At 47.4% G+C, this 22403-nt stretch carries 18 protein-coding genes; 8 read left to right on the top strand and 10 right to left on the bottom strand.

Annotation, left to right across the window (positions count from 1 at the left end; translation table 11 throughout):
• Positions 1–61: 61 nt before the first annotated feature.
• From ccoG to ccoN, 5 genes are all read right to left on the bottom strand, one after another.
• Positions 62–1471 (bottom strand): cytochrome c oxidase accessory protein CcoG, encoded by a 1410-nt coding sequence (ccoG, locus tag BTV99_RS03985; protein ID WP_075101082.1) that lies wholly within the window; start codon positions 1469–1471, stop codon positions 62–64.
• A gap of 407 nt (positions 1472–1878) precedes the next feature.
• Positions 1879–3015 carry a cytochrome-c oxidase, cbb3-type subunit III gene (gene ccoP / locus BTV99_RS03990; RefSeq protein ID WP_075101083.1) on the bottom strand — a complete coding sequence of 379 codons (1137 nt, stop codon included), beginning with the start codon at positions 3013–3015 and terminating at the stop codon, positions 1879–1881.
• Positions 3012–3194, bottom strand: coding sequence for a CcoQ/FixQ family Cbb3-type cytochrome c oxidase assembly chaperone (locus BTV99_RS03995; protein ID WP_075101084.1), 183 nt, complete (start codon positions 3192–3194; stop codon positions 3012–3014). The genes ccoP and BTV99_RS03995 overlap by 4 nt, the downstream gene beginning before the upstream one ends.
• Positions 3194–3832 (bottom strand): cytochrome-c oxidase, cbb3-type subunit II, encoded by a 639-nt coding sequence (gene ccoO / locus BTV99_RS04000; RefSeq protein WP_075101085.1) that lies wholly within the window; start codon positions 3830–3832, stop codon positions 3194–3196. Before ccoO ends, BTV99_RS03995 begins: the two co-directional genes overlap by 1 nt.
• 9 nt (positions 3833–3841) lie before the next feature.
• Positions 3842–5323, bottom strand: coding sequence for a cytochrome-c oxidase, cbb3-type subunit I (gene ccoN / locus BTV99_RS04005; protein WP_075101086.1), 1482 nt, complete (start codon positions 5321–5323; stop codon positions 3842–3844).
• Between the two features lie 874 nt (positions 5324–6197).
• On the opposite strand from ccoN, the gene BTV99_RS04010 reads away from it, so the two are divergent.
• Positions 6198–6587, top strand: coding sequence for an SCP2 sterol-binding domain-containing protein (locus BTV99_RS04010; RefSeq protein ID WP_075101087.1), 390 nt, complete (start codon positions 6198–6200; stop codon positions 6585–6587).
• 174 nt (positions 6588–6761) lie between these two features.
• Here BTV99_RS04010 and BTV99_RS04015 read toward each other — a convergent pair whose 3' ends face one another.
• Entirely contained in the window at positions 6762–7733 is a 972-nt protein-coding gene (locus tag BTV99_RS04015) for a hypothetical protein (RefSeq protein ID WP_075101088.1), read from the bottom strand.
• A 453-nt stretch (positions 7734–8186) separates the two neighbouring features.
• Between BTV99_RS04015 and BTV99_RS04020 the strand changes: the two genes are divergently transcribed.
• The 3 genes from BTV99_RS04020 (at position 8187) to BTV99_RS04030 (ending at position 10559) form a co-directional block, all read left to right on the top strand.
• Positions 8187–9422, top strand: a complete 1236-nt coding sequence (locus tag BTV99_RS04020) for a lipoprotein-releasing ABC transporter permease subunit (RefSeq protein ID WP_075101089.1) — start codon at positions 8187–8189, stop codon at positions 9420–9422.
• A 58-nt stretch (positions 9423–9480) separates the two neighbouring features.
• Positions 9481–10161 carry a lipoprotein-releasing ABC transporter ATP-binding protein LolD gene (lolD, locus tag BTV99_RS04025; protein ID WP_075101090.1) on the top strand — a complete coding sequence of 227 codons (681 nt, stop codon included), beginning with the start codon at positions 9481–9483 and terminating at the stop codon, positions 10159–10161.
• 77 nt (positions 10162–10238) lie between these two features.
• Positions 10239–10559: a hypothetical protein gene (locus BTV99_RS04030; RefSeq protein ID WP_243456049.1), complete on the top strand. Its 321-nt coding sequence runs from the start codon at positions 10239–10241 to the stop codon at positions 10557–10559.
• Positions 10560–10632: 73 nt separating this feature from the next.
• On the opposite strand, the gene BTV99_RS04035 is transcribed toward BTV99_RS04030, so the two are convergent.
• Complete coding sequence (locus BTV99_RS04035) at positions 10633–11214, bottom strand: DUF2062 domain-containing protein (protein WP_241900650.1); 582 nt, start codon at positions 11212–11214, stop codon at positions 10633–10635.
• Positions 11215–11450: 236 nt separating this feature from the next.
• On the opposite strand from BTV99_RS04035, the gene BTV99_RS04040 reads away from it, so the two are divergent.
• The 4 genes from BTV99_RS04040 to BTV99_RS04055 all read left to right on the top strand — a co-directional run bounded on the left by BTV99_RS04040 (position 11451) and on the right by BTV99_RS04055 (position 17812).
• On the top strand, positions 11451–14441 hold the full coding sequence (locus BTV99_RS04040; protein WP_075101093.1) for a ComEC/Rec2 family competence protein: 2991 nt from the start codon (positions 11451–11453) through the stop codon (positions 14439–14441).
• A gap of 237 nt (positions 14442–14678) precedes the next feature.
• Entirely contained in the window at positions 14679–15734 is a 1056-nt protein-coding gene (gene sppA / locus BTV99_RS04045; RefSeq protein WP_075101094.1) for a signal peptide peptidase SppA, read from the top strand.
• 160 nt (positions 15735–15894) lie between these two features.
• Positions 15895–16845 carry an alpha/beta fold hydrolase gene (locus BTV99_RS04050; protein WP_083608517.1) on the top strand — a complete coding sequence of 317 codons (951 nt, stop codon included), beginning with the start codon at positions 15895–15897 and terminating at the stop codon, positions 16843–16845.
• A gap of 172 nt (positions 16846–17017) precedes the next feature.
• Complete coding sequence (locus BTV99_RS04055) at positions 17018–17812, top strand: type II CAAX endopeptidase family protein (RefSeq protein ID WP_075101095.1); 795 nt, start codon at positions 17018–17020, stop codon at positions 17810–17812.
• Positions 17813–17901: 89 nt separating this feature from the next.
• On the opposite strand, the gene dusA is transcribed toward BTV99_RS04055, so the two are convergent.
• From dusA to BTV99_RS04070, 3 genes are all read right to left on the bottom strand, one after another.
• Positions 17902–18873, bottom strand: coding sequence for a tRNA dihydrouridine(20/20a) synthase DusA (gene dusA, locus BTV99_RS04060; RefSeq protein WP_075101096.1), 972 nt, complete (start codon positions 18871–18873; stop codon positions 17902–17904).
• A 183-nt stretch (positions 18874–19056) separates the two neighbouring features.
• Complete coding sequence (locus tag BTV99_RS04065) at positions 19057–20310, bottom strand: MFS transporter (RefSeq protein WP_256713726.1); 1254 nt, start codon at positions 20308–20310, stop codon at positions 19057–19059.
• 236 nt (positions 20311–20546) lie between these two features.
• Positions 20547–22190 carry a phospholipase D family protein gene (locus tag BTV99_RS04070; protein WP_075101098.1) on the bottom strand — a complete coding sequence of 548 codons (1644 nt, stop codon included), beginning with the start codon at positions 22188–22190 and terminating at the stop codon, positions 20547–20549.
• Positions 22191–22403: the final 213 nt, after the last annotated feature.

A 22403-nucleotide genomic window follows, 5' to 3' on the forward strand; every position in this document is an offset into this window, starting at 1 on the left:
TTAAGCGTCAGCGCTTTCAAATATAAGTGCTTTGAAAAACCAAAGCCTTTAAAGCCAGTATTTACTGACCTTGAGTGGTAAAGATGTTTTGTTTGCTTACCTGATATTTGCCATCTTCGCTGGTCACGGTCAACGTCACTGGTGTTTGACCAAATTCGATCACATCTGGATCGCCATAGATGCTCAGTGGCATATCAAAGCTTTCGCCTGCTTCTAAAGGCACATCGTTAAATCGTAGCGCTAAGCTCAGTCCTTCTTGTGGCACCAAGGCGATCTTATAAGTGTGCGGCTCTTGGGTCTTATTGGTCAGTTTGATGATATAGCTGTTTTCGATCATACCCTGACTATTGATAGAGGACAGCTGGTTGCGGTCACGGCGAATATCAAGCTCTAATGGCACGCGGCCTGTGAGCGCATATAGCACACCGCCGCACAGTATCGTCAGCAATGCCAGATAAGCAAATAGACGCGGACGCAGTACACGGCTTGGCTCTTTTTCGGCCAATTGACGCTCGGTCGTATAGCGAATCAAGCCACGTGGGTAGCCCACTTTGTCCATGATCTCATTACAGGCATCGACACAAGCGGCGCACTGAATACAAGCGACTTGTAAACCATCACGAATATCGATACCGGTTGGGCACACCTGCACACACATTTGACACTCAATACAGTCGCCCAAGTCATCAGGGTTGGTGCCTTTTTTGCGAGGGCCACGCGGCTCACCGCGCTCATAATCGTAGGAAACAATGAGCGTGTCTTTATCAAACATCACACTTTGAAAGCGGCCGTAAGGGCATATCTGGATACACATCTGCTCACGCATATAACCGGCATTGGCATAAGTGGCAAAGGTAAAGATAAACATCGAAATCCATACCCACGTTGGCCAATCAGGCACAGGGACAATCCCTATCATCTGCCAGCTTTGATATAGATAATCAGTACCCGCGACATAACTGACAAAGGTCGCCGCGGTAATCACAGAAAACACAAACCAAATAAAATAGACCAACGCTCGCTTAAATGCTTTTTTTGCGCTCATCGGTTCTTTATCAAACTTGATGCGTTTATTACGATCGCCGATCACCCATTTCTCGACATACTGATAAAGGTGTGTCCAAATCGTTTGCGGGCAGGCATAACCACACCAGACGCGGCCCGCATAGACGGTCACCATAAAGAGGGTAAAGGCGGCGATGATGGCGAATGCTGCCACAAAATAAAAATCTTGGGTCAAAAACGTCATGCCAAAGATATAATAGTGCTGTGAGGGGACATCAAACCATATCGCCTGCCTACCGTTGTATCGCAGCCATGGCAATAACAAAAACGCCGCCAGTAGTGCATACATCGTGATGACACGAATATTTTGGTAAAAACCTGTGACAAACCTAGGGTGGACGCGATGCTTGGTGGCGTCGAGGTCTACTTGTTGTACAGGGATCTTATTGGGTTGTTGTGCTGACATAAACGTGCCTCTTTAAAAAAAGAATCAGTCTGCTGGCATGATGAACAAACACCTTGGATAATAAGATGTATGAGTGTGCGATGTTATCAATGTCAGTGGGTAGAGGGCAAGACAATCACCTAATCGATGCCAAGCCAACTACCAAATGATCGATGGTCAATAGCTAAGAGTCGATAGGCAATACGGCATTCGGGCAAGTCATCAATATCTCTGCCTATCAAATATATATTTTAGCATTCTCCCTACTATAAATGGGGTGATAATCCTAAAAAGCAATCTACTGATACCTAATATAGGTGTCTATATATAAAATATATATAAAAAAGGGAGAACTGCAATGACAGTCCTCCCTTTCTGGTAAATCCATTAAACAGTCTCAGCAATTGGCTGATTCATAACGATTAAAATCAGTTAGCAGTAGCTTCTGCTGGCGCTTCAGTCGTCGCAGTTGCTGTAGCAGCTTTGGCTGAATTAACAGGCTTGTCTGATAAAGAGTAGACATACGCGGCAAGCAGCATGATACGCTCATTACCCAATTTTGTCTGCCACTCAGGCATCACACCAGCACGGCCATAACGTAAGGTCTCGCGGATGCTTTCACGATCGCCGCCATAGAGCCAGATATCGTCTGTCAGGTTTGGCGCACCAGTAGAAATCATACCTTTAGCGTCGTCACCATGACAAAGCACACAGTTAGTCGGCTCGTTAAAGATAACCTCACCTTGTGCCACTTTAGTCTGATCTAGATCATAACCTTGTTGGTTACCAGAGATCGATAGGACATACTCAGAGACTGCACGTACGCCATCTTCACCGATCTGATCACGCCATGCTGCCATGCCACCAACCCGACCATTATGCAGGGTCGTTAGGATGTTTTCAGGCGCACCACCATATAACCAATCGTTATCGGTGAGGTTTGGATAGCCCAAAGCGCCCTTGGCATTAGAGCCGTGACAAACCGCACAGTTTTGTAAAAACAAACGGCTACCCACTTTCAATGCATTTGGGTTTTCAGACAGCTTTTCGACATATGGCGCCAGCTCTGCAACTTTTTGATCGATCTGAGTTTGCAGGTCAGCTGGCGGGTTGTCGCTACGACGCATGGTCGCTTGCATATCAGCCAATGTCGCTAGCGTCGCTGTTGCACCGCTGGCATCTGCTTTTGCCAAGATGTTTTTTTCAAAGTTGTCTGTAAATACTTTGTTGTTGCTCTCAAGCTCACTATATAGCTCGTTTTTAGAGGTCCAAGGCACAGTTTCGCCATCGACTTCTACCGTAGCAAGACCATCCCATTTCGATGGGAAAATTGCTGGAAAAAATATCCAATAAGCAATTGCCCATACGATTGAACCAAAGAATATGACCAACCACCATTTAGGTAAGGGCTTGTCGTATTCTTTAATACCGTCATATGCGTGGCCTGTCGTACCATCGTCTTCTAGTTCTGGCTTGTACTTCAATACCATTAGCAAGACACCGAGGATAGCAGCCCAACACATGATACTTAGTATGGTAATCCAAGAACTCCAAAAAAATGTCATCGTTTATCCTTATTGCGCTGCTCTTCAGACAGAGACTTTACATCCTCGTCATCAAGCGCAAGTTGTGCATCTTCTTCGAAGCGTTTTTTGTTTTTTGGCGAATACGCCCACCATGCAACACCTACGAAGGCAACAAAGGCAGAAACGGTCGCAATTGTTTGTAATTCACCAATACCCATTAGCGCTGTCCTTCCATCGCGGTGCCTAGTTGTTGTAAGTAGGCAACCAAAGCATCAAGCTCAGTGGCACCAAGAACAGCATCTGGCGCGCCTTCGATGTCTTCTTCAGTGTAAGGCACACCGAAGCGATCGCGGAATAAACGCATTTTAGCTTGAACATTTGCACCGTTTACTTCATTAGTTGCAAGCCATGGGAAACCAGGCATGACTGACTCTGGTACCAATGAGCGCGGTGCGATTAAGTGCTGTTTTTGCCAGTCTTCAGAGTAGCGTCCACCAACACGTGCCAAATCAGGTCCAGTACGTTTTGAACCCCATAAGAATGGATGGTCCCACGTTGACTCAGCAGCGCGTGAATACGGTCCATAACGCTCAACCTCGGCACGTAGTGGGCGCACCATTTGGGTATGACAGACGTGACAGCCTTCACGGATATAGATATCGCGACCTTCAAACTCTAGTGCCGTCCACGGCTCCATAGCAGGAAGGGGAGCATTAACCCCACCTTCCTCAGGACCCTTGTTATCATAAATCAGTGGTACGATTTCAACTAGCGTTGCAAAGCTAATAGCAATAACGATACCGATGACCAACAAGCCTGTGTTTTTTTCGATAATTTCATGCGGTGTACCAGCCATGATCGCTCCTTATACGTTAGCTGTCGATGGTTTTTCGACACTAGGTTCATGATCCGTTGGATCCGCGACATCTACAGGCTTACCTTCTGGCATCTTGAGTGTTTTATAGCAGTTATATGCCATAACAAACATACCCGATACATATAAGAAGCCACCAAAAGCACGACCGATATACGGGAAGTGTGAGAACTCAACCGTATCAACGAAACTATATACCAAAGTACCGTCAGGGTTGGTCGCCAGCCACATCATGCCTTGGCCAATACCTGAGATCCACATAGATACGATGTAGAAGATTGTTCCAGCAGTTGCCAGCCAAAAGTGCGTGGTAATTAAGCTGATAGAGTACATTTTTGGTTTGTTATAGATACGTGGTAACAGTACATATAGCGAACCAATGGTAATCATACCAACCCAGCCAAGCGCGCCTGAGTGTACGTGGCCGACTGTCCAGTCAGTGTTGTGTGATAGTGCGTTCACCGTCTTAATAGACATCATTGGGCCTTCGAACGTCGACATCGCGTAGAACGACAATGCCACAATCATAAAGCGAATGATCGGGTCGGTACGCAGCTTATCCCAACTACCTGATAGCGTGAGTACACCGTTAATCATACCACCCCAAGATGGCGCAAATAGGATGATAGAGAACACCATAGCAAGAGACTGCGTCCAATCAGGAAGCGCTGAATAATGCAAATGGTGACCACCAGCCCACATGTATGACGCAATCAATGCCCAAAAGTGAACGATAGACAAACGGTAAGAATAAATAGGACGACCAATCTGTACCGGAACGAAATAATACATCATCCCAAGGAACGCTGCCGTTAGGTAAAACCCTACCGCGTTGTGTCCGTACCACCACTGCACCATGGCATCGGTTGCACCGCCAAATAGCGAGTAAGACTTAAACGCACTAACAGGAATCGCCATACTGTTTACGAGATGCAGTAAAGCAATCGTAATAATGAAAGCACCGAAAAACCAGTTAGCCACATAGATATGTGAGGTTTTGCGTTTGATTAGCGTACCAAAGAACACAATGGCATAAGATATCCATACCAAAGCGATCAAAATATCGATAGGCCACTCAAGTTCTGCGTACTCTTTAGTAGAGGTCAAACCTAATGGTAGGGTAATAACCGCTGAGACGATAACCGCTTGCCAACCCCAAAAGGTAAACCACGCTAAATAAGGCGCAAATAGTCTCGTCTTACAGGTACGCTGCACCACATAATAAGAAGTTGCGAACAGGGCAGAGCCACCGAACGCAAAAATGACCGCGTTAGTATGTAGCGGTCTTAAACGACTAAACGTCAGCCATGGAATGTCAAAGTTGAGTGCTGGCCATGCTAACTGTGAAGCAATGAACACACCAATACTCATGCCGACGATGCCCCATATCACGGCCATTATCGTAAAGAATCTTACGATAGTAATTTCGTACTCACGGTCCACTGGGGCGACTGCTGTGTTTTGTAAACTCATTGGATGATTCCTTTACAGCCCGAATTATCAACAGAATTAACTAACGCTCCGCACCATCTAGAGCTATCTCTTAGATGATCTTAGCGGTACATGCTGTTTTTGGTCTGCCTATTATTCTTAGATTATCACCTATCTGTCTAAGCTTGCGCTTAATAGCAGCGGGTATTAAAGACCAAAGCGTATTGACGCCAAAGGTATGTAGCTGCTCGATAGTAGGATTGTCAATAATCTGTCAAAATGAATAAGCAGATGCGCCGTTTTGAGCATCAAACATCTAATGAGGCAAAGTATTTATCTTAATTATTACTAAAAACGCTGTACCAATGAAGATAGATACCAATATCCATAAGGTCCTAAAACCTACTGACCGTAGATGTATGCTAGCGGCGGCTGACAAAAAAACATGTTTAGGTAATGTTTAGTTAAAACTCCCGACTCTGTTTAAGGGTATTGTAACGCAATCCTAATCAAATATCATCACACTCATGCGCCAAAATACAAACTCTTTGGTAAAAATCTGAGCAAACAGCGGAAAATCGCTGTGTCATTTGTGCATTTTATACCCAGTTTTGCGACGATTTTAGAGGGCGCCTGCGACAAAAAATGCGGTGAATGACAGGAAAAAAACATCAACGATATCGCCGCAATTATCTTGTATCAAACCCACGATAGTTGCGACCATGCGATTGGAAGTGGGCAATATTTTTGTAACAATCTCGTCATATGCTGTCTAAATAGGTTTTACTTATCCGCCGCTCGGCCCTTATAATGTGGCTGAACACAATCGATAACCGCGCACCTTTGGTCGCCTAATCTAAGGTGTGCCCTCGTTATTGGTACGAGGCGCGTCTTAATAACAATTAAGGATAATAATATGGCAGTTTTTTTGACAGATGAATGGTTTGAGCAAGTAGAGCAAATGAGCAATGACGCGGGTGAGTTAAACCTGCCGCCTGCCTTGGCAAATATGGTGGTCAATCTAAAAGTGTCTGATGCTGAGCAAGATATCGAGGCCAATTTTGCCAATGGCCTACTGCACCGCGGCCTAAATGAGTCGGCGACAACGACCTTGCTGTTGGATCGTGATATTTTACAATCTATCATCACCGATTTTAATACCAATGAAATCATGGGGGCGTTTATGGCAGGCAAGATTCGTGTCGAAGGCGATATGTCACAGCTGATGGCTGTGCAGACCGCGCGTCCAAGTGCTGAGCAAAAAGAGCTGTATAATCGTATCAAGTCTATGACGACGATGGCGTAAATCTTATATTGAGTGGTTTATACTCAAGCCATTGATATACAATTCACTCAGATATACAAAAGCCCCTAATTACTTAGGGGCTTTTATTTGCCCAAACATTCAACTGTCATAACAGCGAGACAATCATCTGTTTATCGGATTATTATCTTGTTTTATTAGATAGTATCAATTTTATCAGCTGGCTTTAGACTGCGCCGACGCTTGCTGGTTTTCTTTATAGATGGCGGCTTGGAGCCAAACGTTTGCTTGCACATAGTCGTGAACAGCGATCGTGGCAGTCTCAGGGGTGTTGAGGGCAGCGATACGCACGACGAATGGGTCGGCATCTTGCTCACGCAGGATAACTACATCAAACAACAAAATGGATTTATCATTAAAAGTCGTTTCTTGCTTACCGAGCACCTGACCTTGGCACCATGCCTCGTCCTCTTGGCCTAAGGTATCGCCAAATAAATACGCGCACATATGACCGAGGTTGATTTCGACAGGCGCCATCTGCTCTTTGGTCTCAGGTTGCCAGTTGCTGATTTGCTCTTGTAGGTCATCTGGGATTTGGCCGTCATTGGCAGCGACGATGTCATTAAAAGCACGGTGATAACGAATCGATTCTTGATCCTCTACCATCACCACTTCGTTTTGTTCGCTTAGCTGGATTTCGTGCGCCCATGCGCTAAAATTGACAAAATAACTGGTGTCTTGCTGATATAAATGGCGATTGGTGGTATAAAGTTGGTCAAAGGCATAAATGATACTGCCATCAGCCGTGCGTAAGCGCAAAACGGCGTCGTGCGAGTGATCGTTGGCAATGATACGCTCGATTTTACAATGCAGCCCGTATGGGCTATCGACGCAGGGGTAGGCGTTGATAAAGCATTCAGGCTTGCCATCTTTCATGGCCAGTACTTGATTGATGTGGCAAGGCTGGTCTTCTGAGAGCAGCAGACAGCTGTCTTTGGCACTGATGTTGTTGTTTAGGCCTTTGGGCATCGCCGCATGTTCGATCATCTTCTGTAGCCACTCTGGGACGTCGTTGCTCATATCGTCTGTCAGAATACGCCAATGATCGGCATGGCCGGCTGATTGCTCGTCGCTCAAAGCGACTTTGGTGGGGGACTGGATGTTTTTATATTGGTAGTTGATGGTCATGAGATACTCAAAATTAAGTCAGCGTGGGGTTTGGACCTAAAGTGACGGGCTTATATACCAATGTATCATATCAAAATTGGGTGATGATAAGCTGCGACGTTTTAGCGAGAGGTCAACAAACCGCAATGAATGAGGGGTTAATGACAATTGTCTTTGGCATATAATATATAGGTATTGCCGCAAGCAATAGCAAGCCCCTCATAAAAAATAATAACAAAAGTGAGTTTTTTCGCAAAAAAAATGGGCAGTTTGTGCGAATGACTGGCACATATAAGACAAATTGTGTCAAACTAGCTCCCTTTTGACGGCTGCGTTTGGCTCGTCTGAAACCCTATTTTTGTGTTTGATTTATATGTGGGTATGGTCAGTGTTCTTAGAGAATAGAGCGCTGCGCCGCCACTTGTTTTTATAACATATATAGAGTCGCACGTAGATAAGATAAAGAGTTTGAATATGTTTCGTCCTTTAGCGTTATTTATCGGCTTACGTTACACCCGCGCAGAGCGTAGTAATCGCTTCATCTCCTTTATATCGCTGATATCCATGATTGGTTTGACGCTTGGCGTTGCGGTATTGATCACAGTGCTTTCGGTGATGAATGGCTTTGATCGTGAGCTTAAGACCCGTATTTTGGGTATGGTGCCGCAAGCCACGGTGGTGTCATCAGAGATTATTAGTGACTGGCAGGATCTGGCTTCTCAGATCAAAGAAGACCCTGAGGTCGCAGCAGTTGCGCCATTTATCCAGTTACAGGGGATGCTGACCTCAAACGGCCAAGTCGCGGGTATCATGGTCACAGGTGTCGAGCCTGAATACGAAAAAGACGTCTCTATCATCAATGAGCATATGGTTGAAGGCAGTATTGACACCTTACAAAGCGGCGAGTTTAATATCGTGTTGGGTGAGGAGATGGTGCAATCGCTCGGGCTGCAGCTGGGTGATAAAGTCACGCTGGTCTTGCCAGAAGCCTCTCCGTCGCCTGCTGGTGTGATTCCGCGGTTTAAGCGCTTTACCTTGACGGGGATATTTACCATCAGTCCAGAGGTCGACAGTCTGATGGCGTTTATCCCAATGGGCGATGGCGCCAAACTGCTGCGTCTGCCAGAGGGCGCTCAGGGCGTGCGCATGAAGCTCGATGACATCTTTGCTGCCCCAATGGCAGCAGAAAAAGCGGCGGCCATCGCCCCTGAAAGGCTCTATCCCAGTGACTGGACACAGACGCATGGTAACTTGTTTGGTGCCATCCAGATGGAAAAAGCCATGGTCGGTTTGCTGCTGTTTTTGATCATCTTGGTCGCCGCGTTTAATATCGTTTCAAGCCTTGTGATGCTCGTCACTGACAAAAAAGCCGACATCGCGATTTTAAAGACTTTTGGCGCGTCACCACGTCTGATTACGCAGGTCTTTATGGTACAAGGTGTGGTGATCGGCTTTATCGGTACCATTGCTGGGACGGTATTGGGTATTATATTTGCACTGACGGTCAGTGATATCTTGGGCTTTATCAATCAAAGCTTTGGGCTAAATCTATTTGATGCCTACTTTATCAATTACTTACCATCGCAGCTGCGTTTGACGGATGTGCTATTGATTACTACGGCCTCGTTTGTGCTGAGCTTTTTGGCCACTATTTATCCAGCACGCCGCGCCGCTAAGATACAACCAGCGCAAACGCTGCGTTATGAGTGATAAACTTACCCAACTGTGCACGATACAAAACCAATAGCAATAAAATAAAGGAAATACCATGTCTGCCATCTTAGAGGCAAAAAACATCAATAAAATATATGATGAAGGGGCGGTCAGTACGCAGGTATTGACAGGTCTGGATTTGACCGTCAATGCAGGCGAGCGTATCGCCATCGTTGGCACCAGTGGCTCAGGAAAAAGCACGTTGCTTCACTTACTGGGCGGTCTTGATACACCAACCAGTGGTGAGGTTTGGCTACATGGTAAGTTGCTCAATAGCATGAATGAGACTGAGCGCGGGGCGATGCGTAATGAGTATTTGGGATTTATTTACCAGTTTCATCACTTGTTGGCAGAGTTTACCGCGGTCGAAAACGTCGCTATGCCGCTGCTAATGCGCCCAAAAGTATCGACGACTGATGCTCGAGATCAAGCCATTGCGATACTAAAGAGTGTCGGTTTGGAGCACCGTTTGACGCACAGACCAGGTGAGCTATCAGGCGGTGAGCGTCAGCGAGTGGCGATTGCGCGTGCGCTGGTCACCAAGCCCTCACTGATCTTAGCCGATGAGCCAACGGGTAACTTGGACTATGACAACGCTCAGAGTATATTTGGGTTATTATCAGAGTTACAAAACACCATGCAAACGGCACTACTAATGGTGACTCATGATCGCAGCCTAGCGGCACTGGCAGATCGTCAACTGCTACTACGTAACGGTCATTGGGAAGCCTACTAACGCCCTAGACAAGCTGATACAAAACCCCAATCACAAGCTGATCACTGACAGCGTTGCTTATAGTTAAAAAGGTGACTATGATGAATAAAGATGACGACCCAATCGCCGCGTTTGGTAGTGCCGAAGAAGGCAATGAGCCGTTGCAGCCGTATATCGATCCGGCGCTGTTTGATACCTTAGACAGACGAGCGCAAATAGAGATACTCACACCAATCTTTGATGCGATTACCATCGCAGGCGTGGACTACGACCTAAAGGTACAAGACAGCGCCACAGGCAAGCGCTATGTACTGCTCAATGATGACAAAGTGATTGAGGTCTTTGTCATGGACAGTAATCTGACCGACAAGGTCAAAAACGCCATCGATGCGCACAAAGCGCGTGAAGGCGAGCTATAGCGCGATGGGCTTGCGAATGGGCTTGTTTTCGCGGTATTAGTAATAATAGAAGGACGGCATGACAGAGGCCGTATTAGGGTTTGTCATAAGGCGATTGGTCTGAGGCGTCTTGTTGCCGCTTTTGCCAACTAACGACGGTTTTGTAGCGCCAAATAGCCTTGAACGCCAGACCGCAAATAAGACTACTAACCACGGCCAATATCGTCAGGCCAAGACAAAAAGCGGTCAGTGATACCGTGCCTTTATAAGTGATAAAGGGGTTGGCACCGTCTGATAATGCCCATAAACTAAAATCAGCAATCATCCGACCGATCAGTCGCAGGCTGATCATGGGCACATCGATGATTTTGGCACCGATATAGTAGCCTGCATAAAATATCGGTAGGCTGGTCACAGGGTTGGTAATCCAAGTCAGGCCAAGCGCCATAGGGACGTTGGCACGAAAAATAAGCGAGCCGAGCAAGGCCAGCAGCATTTGCCCTGGCAAGGGAAAAAATGCACTGAGTACACCGATATAGACCGCCTTGTTTAAGCTATGGCGGTTAAAATGCCATAGGCGTGCGTCAGCCAGCTGCGGGGCAAACAGTTTTAAGGTACGGCTTTCTAGGATTTTTTCTGGTGTAGGGAGCAGGTCTTTGAGACGTTTTTGGGGCACAGGATCGCCTTTCATCGTTAACGACAGTCCGCTCAAGCGCATTGATGGACTGAGATAAAGTAGTATTAATAATAAAAATCAGGCTAAAAGTTTTATTAGAATATAAAGGCTAACAATGTGAGATCATCCTTAGCGCAATATAGTCAATTAGTATAGGGTAATAGTCGTATAAATGCTATTGCATGACGTGTCAGTCGTGATGGGTTTATGATCAAATCCTTGAGCAAGGAGTGCTGGTGTATTGGTTGGTAGGTGGTTTGATTATCGTCGTGATGATGGGAGTGCTGGCCGTTGCAGATAGTATGCCAAGCGTCTCATCACTGGTTGATACCATTAGTCCTTCAGTATTAGCCCTCATACTAGTGGTAATGAGCCTTGCGCTTATTATGCTCTCTCGCCTTTATACACCTGCCACTCCAGCCGCGCAATCAACGCCATTTTCTTCTCAGACCTCCTCGCAGTCACCTGTTATTGAGTTATCCATTACCAAACGCCTTTTGCTCATTGCCCGTCATATAGTGGTCGTGATACTGGCAGCGGGGCTAATAGGGGTTAGCGCGTTACAAGCACTGGTCAGTCACCAGCAAGCGGAGTCAAGCAAAATCACTGAGCCACTACGCGTGCAAGCATTGGTGACAATCGAAGGTATCAGTGATAGTGTTTTGGATGCAGCTGCAGACACTGGCTATCGGCAGGTGGCAATCATCACCCACCTCTCGCCTTTGGTCTCTGAGCTGACACCGCAAGATTTGGATAATATCACCGCCAGCCACTTAGCAGGTATACAATCAAATAACAATGAAAATAGCCTAAGTATTAACAGCAATTCAATCAATCTTGATACGCTGCACACCGATAGGCATCGCATATTGCTCAGTGCTTATCCTCAAGCTTCGCGTCAGCCTAAGGCGGCCAAGCAGTTTGCCAATCTCGCTCAGCTAAAACCAGGGGAGACGCGGTGGATGAGCTTGGCGCTGTCTCCATTGGCGACGGCCGAGCAGGCAACCAGTAGCCCCTCTGGCTTTGACAGCTATCGCTGGTTGCGTGGTCGTCATATCGATGGAGTGGCGCGTGTATTGGCGACAGCGACGCAGTCTGTCAGTACTGCTGATACAGAGCGGCTTGTAGCATCATCTTCTCTCTCTCATCTGTCGCGCGTGCGTATGTATATCGATCGCGGACGTTGGCAGCTGCGCCAGCATTTCTATCAAGGCTGGCATGTGCTTACTGGCGATGAGCAACAAGCAAAGGCGGTTACGCTCAGCTTACTGACAGGGGATAGGAGTCTTATCAATCGCGAGACCAAAGAGCTATACCAGCTGGCGGGCATCTCGCATTTACTGGCGATATCAGGCACCCACGTTTTGTTTTTGGCCATTGTATTGGCAGGTGCAGCGGTGATGATGGTCAATCAGTTATATCCCGCCTTGTATCGTCACGTACCGCGCTGGCAAGTGCGCTGGTGGGTGATGATTGGCGCTGCTTTTGTTTATGCGCTATTTACTGGGTTTGATGTGCCTGCTGCTCGTACCGCCTGGATGCTATTTGCTATAGGACTGATGCGCCTGAGCTTATTGCCTATTAGTACCATGCGGGTATTACTAGCGCTGGCTGTTCTTATGGCGTGGCGCGATCCTTATGTATTATGGCAGGCAGGCTACTGGTTATCCTTTGTCGCAGTGGCGCTATTACTTAAGTATGAAGACAGATCACATCACCATCATACATTGGCCAGCACGCAGACAAACATATCATCGGCGCATCAGGATAAGGCTAGCGGCAGGCTATGGCTGCGGCAAGGATGGGGCGTAGCCAAACGCGTCTTTAAGTTACAGTTTTGGTTGTTTATTGCTTTATTGCCCATCACATTGCTACTCTTTGGCAAGGCCTCATTATGGGGTCTTATCATCAATATATTTGCCATCGGTTTATTCGGCTGGGTCATTGTACCGCTGAATTTATTGGCAGGCTTGATTTATCTGTTATCACCGACGCTGGCAGATGAGCTATGGACGTTTGTCACCGCCATTATCCTGAGTTTGCATCAGCTAATCGGTTGGTTGACGACATTGCCTGCATTGTCTGCCGCGTGGTTGTACACACCCATCAACATGGCTATCGTGCTGATGATGGTATTGGTGATACTGCCTTGGCTGTTGCCACGAGGGTTCATCAGTCGCGGGTTAGCATTGCCGCCTTTGATGCTGCTCATGATGACGGTTTATGCCAATCAGCAATCATTAATGGCTGTGCCGACGCTTTATCTATTGCCGACTGGCGATCAGTATATAAGCGCCAGCGTGCTGCAATACCCCATGACGGATGACAGTGGGGAGAGTGGTGAAGATGAAGTCAGTTGGTTGTTTTTGGCAGATCACAGACCAAGTGATGCACCGACCATGCCAAGTAGGCTTACCGCAGAGGCATTGTCTGCCACTGTGGCGCAGCAGCTGGGTAGCTTATCAATACAGCGCTTGCACGGTGTCGTGGTACAAAGTAGCAGCGCCGCTTTGGGTCAAAGACAAATCAATGAAAATCCGCCAAAGGCCTTGCAGGCTTCTGCCTCTGCGTTGTTGCCTCTGACAGTGCTGCAGCTAACGCAGCATTTACCGACTTATCAGTACTGGCAAGCAGGGCGTATCGATCGATGGCCAGCCTTGCAAGCCGCTTATCAAGTCACTCATCCCGCCGCGGCAAAGTCTTCTATCAGTGCGCAGCGCTGTGAGGAGGGCAAAACATGGCAATCGGCCAACAAGGAGCTGTCCATCACCGCGATGACAGGTTGGCGTCAGATAGAGGACGCTAGCGTGTGGGACTGTACGATAGCGATCGATCTTAGCGGTATAAAGAGTAGCCGTATGCCGATACAAGTGCTTAGGTATAACGCGGCTGCACCGCTCAAATCTTCTGCCGCTAGCGTGCAAGCACTTCTTGATCGATTAGCGGCTCAGCCATCTGACTCATCACCGCCGCAGCGCCATACACCGCCTGAACGCATCATCTTAAATGCCGATAGCCATGCACGAGTCTGGCAGTTATGGTCGCTGATGTGTACAGATGAGCGCGCAATGTCGGCACAGAGTAGGTGGCTCGGTCACAGCACGTCGTCTGTCACCGCCGATGTACTAGAGCGCCAGCGTGTCGGGGTAGTTATCACGCATGATGATAAAATATTGTCAGCTGCACTGCCCTTAGAGACAAGAGAGACAAGTATGGCGTCACCCTAATAAAGATACCGCCATAAAAACAAGGTTTGGCTGATCAGTGTTACAATATAGTGATATTTCACCGTTATACTATATTTCACAGTTATGCTATTGAACCATGCTAAAAATAGCACCATACTTAGCAGCACTATTCACAGCTAATATCAATGGATGACATCATGGGCAAAGTATCGCGGCCCATGTGTGCTTATATGCTGTTTTTTATCGTTTTAGATTGTTTCTGACTTAGGAAGTTATATGCCCAATTGGCCACCAGACCCTAACAAACGTCCTGATAATACCCCAAATCAGCCAACGCCAATACAGCAGCCAAGCCAACCAAGCGGGCAAGAATGGCGACTACTAGAAAATACTTTGTTGGCCAGTGTGGTCGAGCAGCGCCGCGCCCGTCGTTGGGGGATTTTCTTTAAACTATTAACCTTTGGCTATATTTTACTGATATTTTTGACCTTGGGCCGTGGTTGCAGCAGCAAAGCGCCAACGGGGCTCGAAGGTGTCGATACCAGTAAGCCGCATCTGGCTGTGGTCGAGCTACAAGGGGTCATTAGTAGTGGCGATGTGGCCAACGCGTATGACGTCAATGAAGCCCTGACCCGCGCCTTTGAAAACAGCAATGCCAAAGCGGTCGCCTTAGACATCAACTCGCCTGGTGGATCGCCCGTACAGTCTGATGAGATTTGGCAGACGATGATGAACTTGCGTCAAGAATATCCAGACAAAAAGCTCTATGCCGTCATCGGTGATGTCGGTGCCTCAGGCGCTTATTATATCGCGTCTGCTGCTGATGAGATTTATGTCAATCCGTCAAGCCTCGTCGGCTCTATCGGGGTGATTATGCCAAGCTATAATATCGAAGGCTTGATGGATAAGTTTGGTGTCGAAGACCGTACCATCACCGCAGGCGAGTACAAAGATATTTTAAGCTTGTCACGCCCACTGACCGACTATGAAGAAAATCATGTCGAAAAAGTACTGGCCAACACTCATAAGCACTTTATCAACGCTGTAAAAGAAGGCCGCGGTGACCGTCTAAAAAACCCTGAACAAAACAAGCTATTTTCAGGCCTTTTTTGGACAGGTGAGCAGTCCATTGAGCTGGGTTTGGCAGATAAAAAAGGCAGCATCGCCAGCTTAGAGAAGCAGCTAGAGCTAGACAATGTCGTCAACTATAGCCCAACCGATCCGTTCCAGCTATTTATGGACCGCTTTGCTGTTAAGTTGGGCGCTGGCGTGGGTTCGAGCATCGGCCTCGATGTGTTGCCACAATCAGAGGGCAACGCGCAGATGCGCTAAGTACTGTATGTTTTCATACTATTGTGTATGATGGTTGAGGCTGGGCGTATGCTCAGCCTCATTGGTATGTCACATTCATTATCTGTCATACCAATGATAAATCATATAAATAATCTAAACCACATTGTCACATTTGATCAGGATCTGATGAGAGCTTGTTATGAATGATGAAGTCGAATTGCAGACCTTTAGCGCCGCACTGCCCATCTCAAAAATAACCCAGAAGCCTGTGCTGCATTTTGCCCATGCCAATGGTATGCCAAGCGCGGTTTATCAGCCGTTTTTTGAGCATTTATCTGAGTTTTTTACCATTGAGTATATCGCTAGACTGGGCGATACTCCTGGCTATCCGGTGGATAATCATTGGCGCAGTCTGACGCAGCAGGTTATTGATAGCATAAAAAACGCGTGTGACAAGCATGGCGTGACTCAAGTGGTGGCAGTGGGTCACTCGCTTGGCGCGATGTGTACCTTGCAGGCGCTGTACCGTGCGCCTGAGCACTTTGCCCAAGCGGTGCTGATGGATCCGCCATGGATTTATGGCAAAACCAGTCTACTTTGGCATATGGCCAAAACAATAGACAGACTGCCGCTTATGAATAACCGCCTAATGGACGCATTGTCGCCCTCTGGGATATCGAAACGTCGCCGTGATGTTTGGGACAGCCGAGAGGCAGCCTACGAAAAAATGCGTCATAAAGGTTTTTTTAAGAATTTTGATGAGCGCAGCTTTCAGGGCTATATCGAGCATGGATTGCACGAGCGCGCCGATGGCAAGGTGACACTGGCCATCCCCAAAGCCAGTGAGGTGGCGGTGTTTCGTACCAATCCTTCTTGGTATTGGCTGACGCCCAATCGTGGCCCTAAGGTACCTGTGACGTTGATTATCGGCGAGGATAGCTTGTTTTTAAAGCGCCACTTCCCGCAGCAAGTTCAATCGCGGCTAGGCATTGCGTACCAGACCCATGCAGGCGGTCATATGTTCCCACTTGAGTATCCAGAATCAGTCGCGCAGCACGTACTATCATTGATTGAGCAGCAATTAAAGCCTAGCGGCGAAAACCAACCACCTACACCGCGACAGATACAGGCTATAGTCGATTCTCAATAAAACAGATACATTATAGGTCAATGTGGCACTGGTATAAATTTTCCTTGCGAGCTGTGCCTGCGCTGCTCGATGCTGCATAAAATTTATCCCAGTCCCACTGTATCATTTTTATACTGAACTCACCATATAGGCTCTAAATAGCTAGGCAGTGTGCTACTTTAAGTGACGATTTATGCAAAAAAACACGACCATCGCCCATCAAACCTCTATCACAAAACAACCGCCGCTGTTTTCGCGTTTGGGCGCGCTTGTGCTGACGGTAGGGGTGGTGATGGCGTTTTTTATCAGTCAGCTATTAGGGGTTTATATCGCTGGCAAGTTGGTATTGCCCACTGGTAAAAGCGCCAGCATGGCTGATATTTTTTATTTTGGCAGTAATGATGGTACGGTCGTCAGCCTCTCTATCCTCATAGGCTGTGTTTTGTTAGTCGCTATGAGCGGTTTGCTGATTGGTATCAGGGGCGGCAACGTACGGCACTATCTGGCACTAACGCCGTTTTCACTCGCAGTCGGCATAGGTATGCTTGGGGTGTTATTGCTGTTTATGATTGGCAGTCAGGCCTTGACGTATGTGTTGGGTGAGACGCCGCTGGTGTTTGTCGATCCGCTGTATCAGTCTGTCAGCTCGGTGTGGCTATTGGTGTTTGCAATGGTGATCGTCGCGCCTGTTTGTGAGGAGCTGATATTTCGTGGGCTCCTGTGGTCGGCAATCGCTGAGCAGTTTATAGATACAGATAATTTATCGCATTTATCGCCGCGCGGGGCAGTTGTTGCAAGCGTCGTGACCAGTTTGATATTTGCGGTCATTCATGTGCAGTACGGCGTCTATGAGATCAGTACCATTGTGGTACTGGCATTGATATTTTGTTATGCGCGTTTTAAGTCAGGCTCGCTGCTGCTGCCGATACTACTACATATCATCAATAATGGCGCTGCTATGTGGCAGTATCTGGCGCAAGTGGCTTAAGTAGTAATTATTAATGGCTAATTACTGCGCGAAACACCACATTACTTAAGTTCATGTGGTGTCAATCCATGTGGTCTTAATCAGTACGGCTATACATCAGGATTGAGCGCCAACACCTCATCAGCTGCCTGCTTGACATCGTCGAGCGTTAGCTGCGGTTTGCCGCTTAAGGCTTGTCGCCATTTACGCGCGCCCATCAGTCCTTGAAACAAACCCAGATAGTGCCGCGTCATCGTAGGCAGCGCTTCACCTTTAGCGATTTGTGTTTCTAGATAGGGGAGGAGCTGCGCCAAAATCTCTGAGCGCTTGGGCGTAGGCGCACCCCACAGACAATTGGCCTCTGCCAGCAGGTAAGGGTTGTGATAAAACGCCCGCCCAATCATCACTCCATCGACGTGCTGCAAATGCGCCTCGATATTGGCGACGGTGTCGATACCACCATTGATCTCGATATCGAGCGTAGGGAAGTCTTGTTTGAGGCGGTACACATCGTCATAGCGCAGGGGCGGTATTTCACGGTTTTGTTTGGGGCTCAAGCCTTGTAGCCAAGCGGTGCGCGCATGGACAATAAAGCGTGTACAACCAGCCGCTGCTACTGTCTCGACAAAGTCCACCATAAACTCATAACTGTCAAAATCATCAATACCGATACGGTGCTTGACGGTCACAGGAATATCGACCGCAGCCTGCATATGGTTGACCAAGTCAGCAACCGTCTCAGGCTCCGCCATCAGACAAGCGCCTATTTTATTGTGCTGCACACGGTCAGATGGGCAGCCCACATTGATATTGACCTCATCATAGCCATACTGCTGGGCAAACTCAGCACACTGCGTCATCTCGCTATTGTCGGCGCCGCCCAGTTGCAACACCAATGGATGCTCAAGCGCATCAAAGCGCAGATGCCGATTGCGATTGCCATGGATGAGTGCACCCGTGCTGATCATCTCAGTATAAAGATAAACATGCGGATTAAACAACCGCGCAAAGTAACGATAATCTGTCGTTGTCCAATCAATCATAGGGGCAACAGAGAGTCGTTTATTGCTCATATCAACCATAGGGGTGGGGCCTTAATAAAGAGTCGTTAAATGTGTAGTAGTGGCTAAATGTATAAGCGTGGTTTGGTTTATGGGGTCTTAAGCGCATAAAAAAAGCGTCATGCAGCTACCATGACACCGTATGTATCATCCATCATCTATAAAGCTAAGACACGACCGAGGCTGCGACCCGTTAGGTCGCGATTAGATTACATGCTCAATCTTTTTAAACTCGGGTAAGTTGTAAAAATAAAGGCCCATGATGATACCGATAAAACCGATAAATGCAACGTAGAGAGCCGGAGAGAAACTCACTAGAGTAGTGGCATAGCCGAGTCCAAAAGGAATCAAGATACCGACGATGCCGTACGTGACATTATAACAAAGTGCCATGCCAGTTAGACGTACATTGGTCGGAAACAGCTGTACCAAGATAGCTGGCATCATGCCAATAATACCTGAGCAAAAGCCTAAGAGGGCGTACATGATCAAGATATAATCGCCACCAGCGTCTAAATGATAAAAGAAAGCAAAAATCATGGCGATAAGTAGCGCGGAGCCTGCGGCAAGAATTTTACCAAAGTTTTGGTAGTTCGATAAAATCCCATAAAAAACACAGCCAAAAATCATAAACACAATGCCCAGACTGTGTGAAAACCCAAACAAATCCGCATCTAGGTTAAAGCGCAGCTTGATCAAGTCGGGTAGCAAAATGACAACGACGGTGGTGATGCTGGAGATGATTAAGGTCAAAATCATCCCAATAAAGACAGAGTGCTTGCAGTGCTTAGACAGCAGCGTCAAGGGTTTGGCGACATAGTTTGGTGGTTTTGATGCTAGCATGGCCGTAAAAAACGGCGTTTCACGGACCAAGCGCCAGGCCAATAGCGGCAAAAAGCTCAGTATGGCTGCCACAAAAAACGGCAGTCGCCAGCCATAGTCGACCAATTGCTCAGTGGTCATAACGTTCGACAACCACATAAAAAACGCATTTGAAAACAACACACCCACAAAAAAACTGGCCGTGACATAACTACAAGCAACCGACAAATACTGACGGGGCACGTGCTCGGCCACAAATACCCAAGCCAAGGGCACATACAGGCCAAATGCCATTCCTTGTATGAGCCGCAGCAGGATAAACAAAGCAGGCGATATCAGTCCCCACTGTGCATAGGTCGGCAAACAAGCCATGACTAGCAAACTGATGGCACTGACGAGCATACTGACGAGTAAAGTAAACTTACGCCCTTTGATATCTCCATAGCGCCCCAGCAAAACACCGCCGAATGGACGAGCAAGATAACCGACGGCAAACAGTCCTAACCCTTGTAGCCGAGCAACATTGGGATTGCTATTGACGGGGAACAGCGCCGATGCCACGATATCTGAGATATATAAATAAATCAAAAAATCAAAAAACGCGACGGCGCTACTAAAGCAAATAAACAATACCATGTTTCTATCTTTCGTAGACATCAGGGCATATTGAGAACGATTAGGCATAGTAAATCACGCATCCACACCACAAGCTAATGTGGTCGTTAAGCCGATTATCCTCTAGATAATCCGCATGATAAAAACTGACACCTCCCGATAAAAAAGAGAAGCGTCAAGACAGTAATATTCAGAGTGTTTCGCTATTTTTAGCCCATTGAAATAATTATCGAGTGAATAAAAGCCCCGCCTGAGTACTATAATAACCAATCAATCGGCAACCAAGACATGATGGTCAGCCAGACATGATCGCTCATGTCGACTCGCGGCTCTGAGTCGTACACTACCTTTTCGCCTTTTTCCATGGTGTGCCACTGCAGGCGACCGTTATCTAGCAGCTTTACCTCATAAGCTTGATTGAGCAAGTCATCACTGAGCGCGCCATGCAGCTGTCTTGCCAGCTCGTCGTCGTTGATGATCACGCCCATCTCGGTATTGATATTGGCAGAGCGTGGGTCGACGTTATATGAGCCGATAAACACTTGATAGTCATCAACGGCAAAGGTTTTGGCATGGAGGCTGGTTGAGGATTGACTGCGGGCTTTCCATAGCTTGTTTTCACGCTTTTCTTCACCAGCGGTGGATTTGAGCTCATAGATTTTTACGCCTGAGCGCAGCAGCGCTGGCCGCCACTGGCTGTAGCCTGAGTGCACAGCGGTGACATCCGTTGCATCAAAAGAGTTGGTCAAGATTTTGATATCGATACCAGCATTGGCCAGCTGTACTAAGGTGTTGACGCCGTCTTTGGTCGGGACAAAATAAGATGAGATGATGGTCAATTTTTTGGTCGGGCTGCCGAGCAGTGTACGCAGTTGATGCACCAAATTGGTATCGGCAGGGACGGCCTTGCTCAGCTTGCCGACATCATCACTCAAAAACTGCATGTCTGTCCAACGAAACGGCACCCGCTTGCTCACTAAGTCCTCATCTATGGTCGACTCTTCAATCGCTGCTTTATAGACGGTCAAGCTGCTATTGGCATGGTCTTTTTCATCTTGACCAATCTTGTCCAGCGCTGCCAAAAAATCAGTGGCTGCGCCATCGCCAAGGGTCGCGAGCGTTTCGATGTCAAACGACAGCGGCGACGACCAATAGCTGGCAAAACTATTATCAATATCGGCCACGACTTTGCCGATGAGCAAGACATCCAGATCAGCAAACTGGCTATTTTGATCGTTACTTAGGTATTCATTGCCGATATTACGTCCACCGATGATGGTAATCTGCTTATCAAAGGTCATACTCTTATTGTGCATGCGCCGATTGATTCTAGGCAGGCCTGTGACGTAGTTTAGGGTTTGAAACTTACGGTGCATCAAGGGGTTGATGATGCGTACCGCGATATTTGGATGACTGGCAAAGCGCAATAAATGCTGATCAAATTCAGCATCGTTATTAAAATCATCAAGTAGCAAGCGCACGATTACCCCGCGCTCAGCCGCTTCCCACAAGTCTTTGAGCATTAGCTGGCCGGCTTGGTCATTGTGCCAGATATAATACTGGGCATCGATGTTGCGGGTGGCCATACCCGTCAAGATGCTGCGAGAGGCAAAGGCATTGGCTCCAGTGACAATCGGGTGATAGCCTGATAAGTCTGGGTGGATATCGTTTTGTTCGCTGATGGCGGCGACCAAATCTGTTTGCTTGGCATTAGATGATAGTGTTTGCTCGGAGGGTTTGCTGTTTTTTGCTTGATACAGTGCATGGATGCGTGCAGACAGCGCTTGGCTTTCGGGCAGGTGCGGCTGCTTGGGTAGGCTCTGACAGGCGCTCAGTCCCAATGTCAGTCCGAGGGTTAGGCTCAGTGAGAAGTTGGCTGGATCTATACTAAACATCGACATGACGGATTTACCTTAATGAGCCTGTATTTACGGATTAAGTCGTTTGCTGGGTGTTGTTGGACAGCGACCTTATCGTTACGCTGTCTATGACCACAAAAAATAGAGGTTTTGAAATAATAGCATTGATTAGCAAATCGATAATAGTACTGCGTCAGGTAAAATCTGAGCTTAACTCGAAATCGACGCTAAGCTTAGCAGTTGTTGCTATATCTG

The sequence above is a fragment of the Psychrobacter sp. Rd 27.2 genome, from assembly GCF_001921755.1.
GTDB classification, from domain to species: Bacteria; Pseudomonadota; Gammaproteobacteria; order Pseudomonadales; family Moraxellaceae; genus Psychrobacter; species Psychrobacter celer.

What these genes read in the sequence shown, in the direction of transcription:
- ccoG (WP_075101082.1), bottom strand. Translation starts at nt 1,471, where the DNA reads ATGTCAGCACAACAACCCAATAAGATCCCTGTACAACAAGTAGACCTC.
- ccoP (WP_075101083.1), bottom strand. Translation starts at nt 3,015, where the DNA reads ATGACATTTTTTTGGAGTTCTTGGATTACCATACTAAGTATCATGTGT.
- BTV99_RS03995 (WP_075101084.1), bottom strand. Translation starts at nt 3,194, where the DNA reads ATGGGTATTGGTGAATTACAAACAATTGCGACCGTTTCTGCCTTTGTT.
- ccoO (WP_075101085.1), bottom strand. Translation starts at nt 3,832, where the DNA reads ATGGCTGGTACACCGCATGAAATTATCGAAAAAAACACAGGCTTGTTG.
- ccoN (WP_075101086.1), bottom strand. Translation starts at nt 5,323, where the DNA reads ATGAGTTTACAAAACACAGCAGTCGCCCCAGTGGACCGTGAGTACGAA.
- BTV99_RS04010 (WP_075101087.1), top strand. Translation starts at nt 6,198, where the DNA reads ATGGCAGTTTTTTTGACAGATGAATGGTTTGAGCAAGTAGAGCAAATG.
- BTV99_RS04015 (WP_075101088.1), bottom strand. Translation starts at nt 7,733, where the DNA reads ATGACCATCAACTACCAATATAAAAACATCCAGTCCCCCACCAAAGTC.
- BTV99_RS04020 (WP_075101089.1), top strand. Translation starts at nt 8,187, where the DNA reads ATGTTTCGTCCTTTAGCGTTATTTATCGGCTTACGTTACACCCGCGCA.
- lolD (WP_075101090.1), top strand. Translation starts at nt 9,481, where the DNA reads ATGTCTGCCATCTTAGAGGCAAAAAACATCAATAAAATATATGATGAA.
- BTV99_RS04030 (WP_243456049.1), top strand. Translation starts at nt 10,239, where the DNA reads ATGATGAATAAAGATGACGACCCAATCGCCGCGTTTGGTAGTGCCGAA.
- sppA (WP_075101094.1), top strand. Translation starts at nt 14,679, where the DNA reads ATGCCCAATTGGCCACCAGACCCTAACAAACGTCCTGATAATACCCCA.
- BTV99_RS04050 (WP_083608517.1), top strand. Translation starts at nt 15,895, where the DNA reads ATGAATGATGAAGTCGAATTGCAGACCTTTAGCGCCGCACTGCCCATC.
- BTV99_RS04055 (WP_075101095.1), top strand. Translation starts at nt 17,018, where the DNA reads ATGCAAAAAAACACGACCATCGCCCATCAAACCTCTATCACAAAACAA.
- dusA (WP_075101096.1), bottom strand. Translation starts at nt 18,873, where the DNA reads ATGGTTGATATGAGCAATAAACGACTCTCTGTTGCCCCTATGATTGAT.
- BTV99_RS04065 (WP_256713726.1), bottom strand. Translation starts at nt 20,310, where the DNA reads ATGGTATTGTTTATTTGCTTTAGTAGCGCCGTCGCGTTTTTTGATTTT.
- BTV99_RS04070 (WP_075101098.1), bottom strand. Translation starts at nt 22,190, where the DNA reads ATGTCGATGTTTAGTATAGATCCAGCCAACTTCTCACTGAGCCTAACC.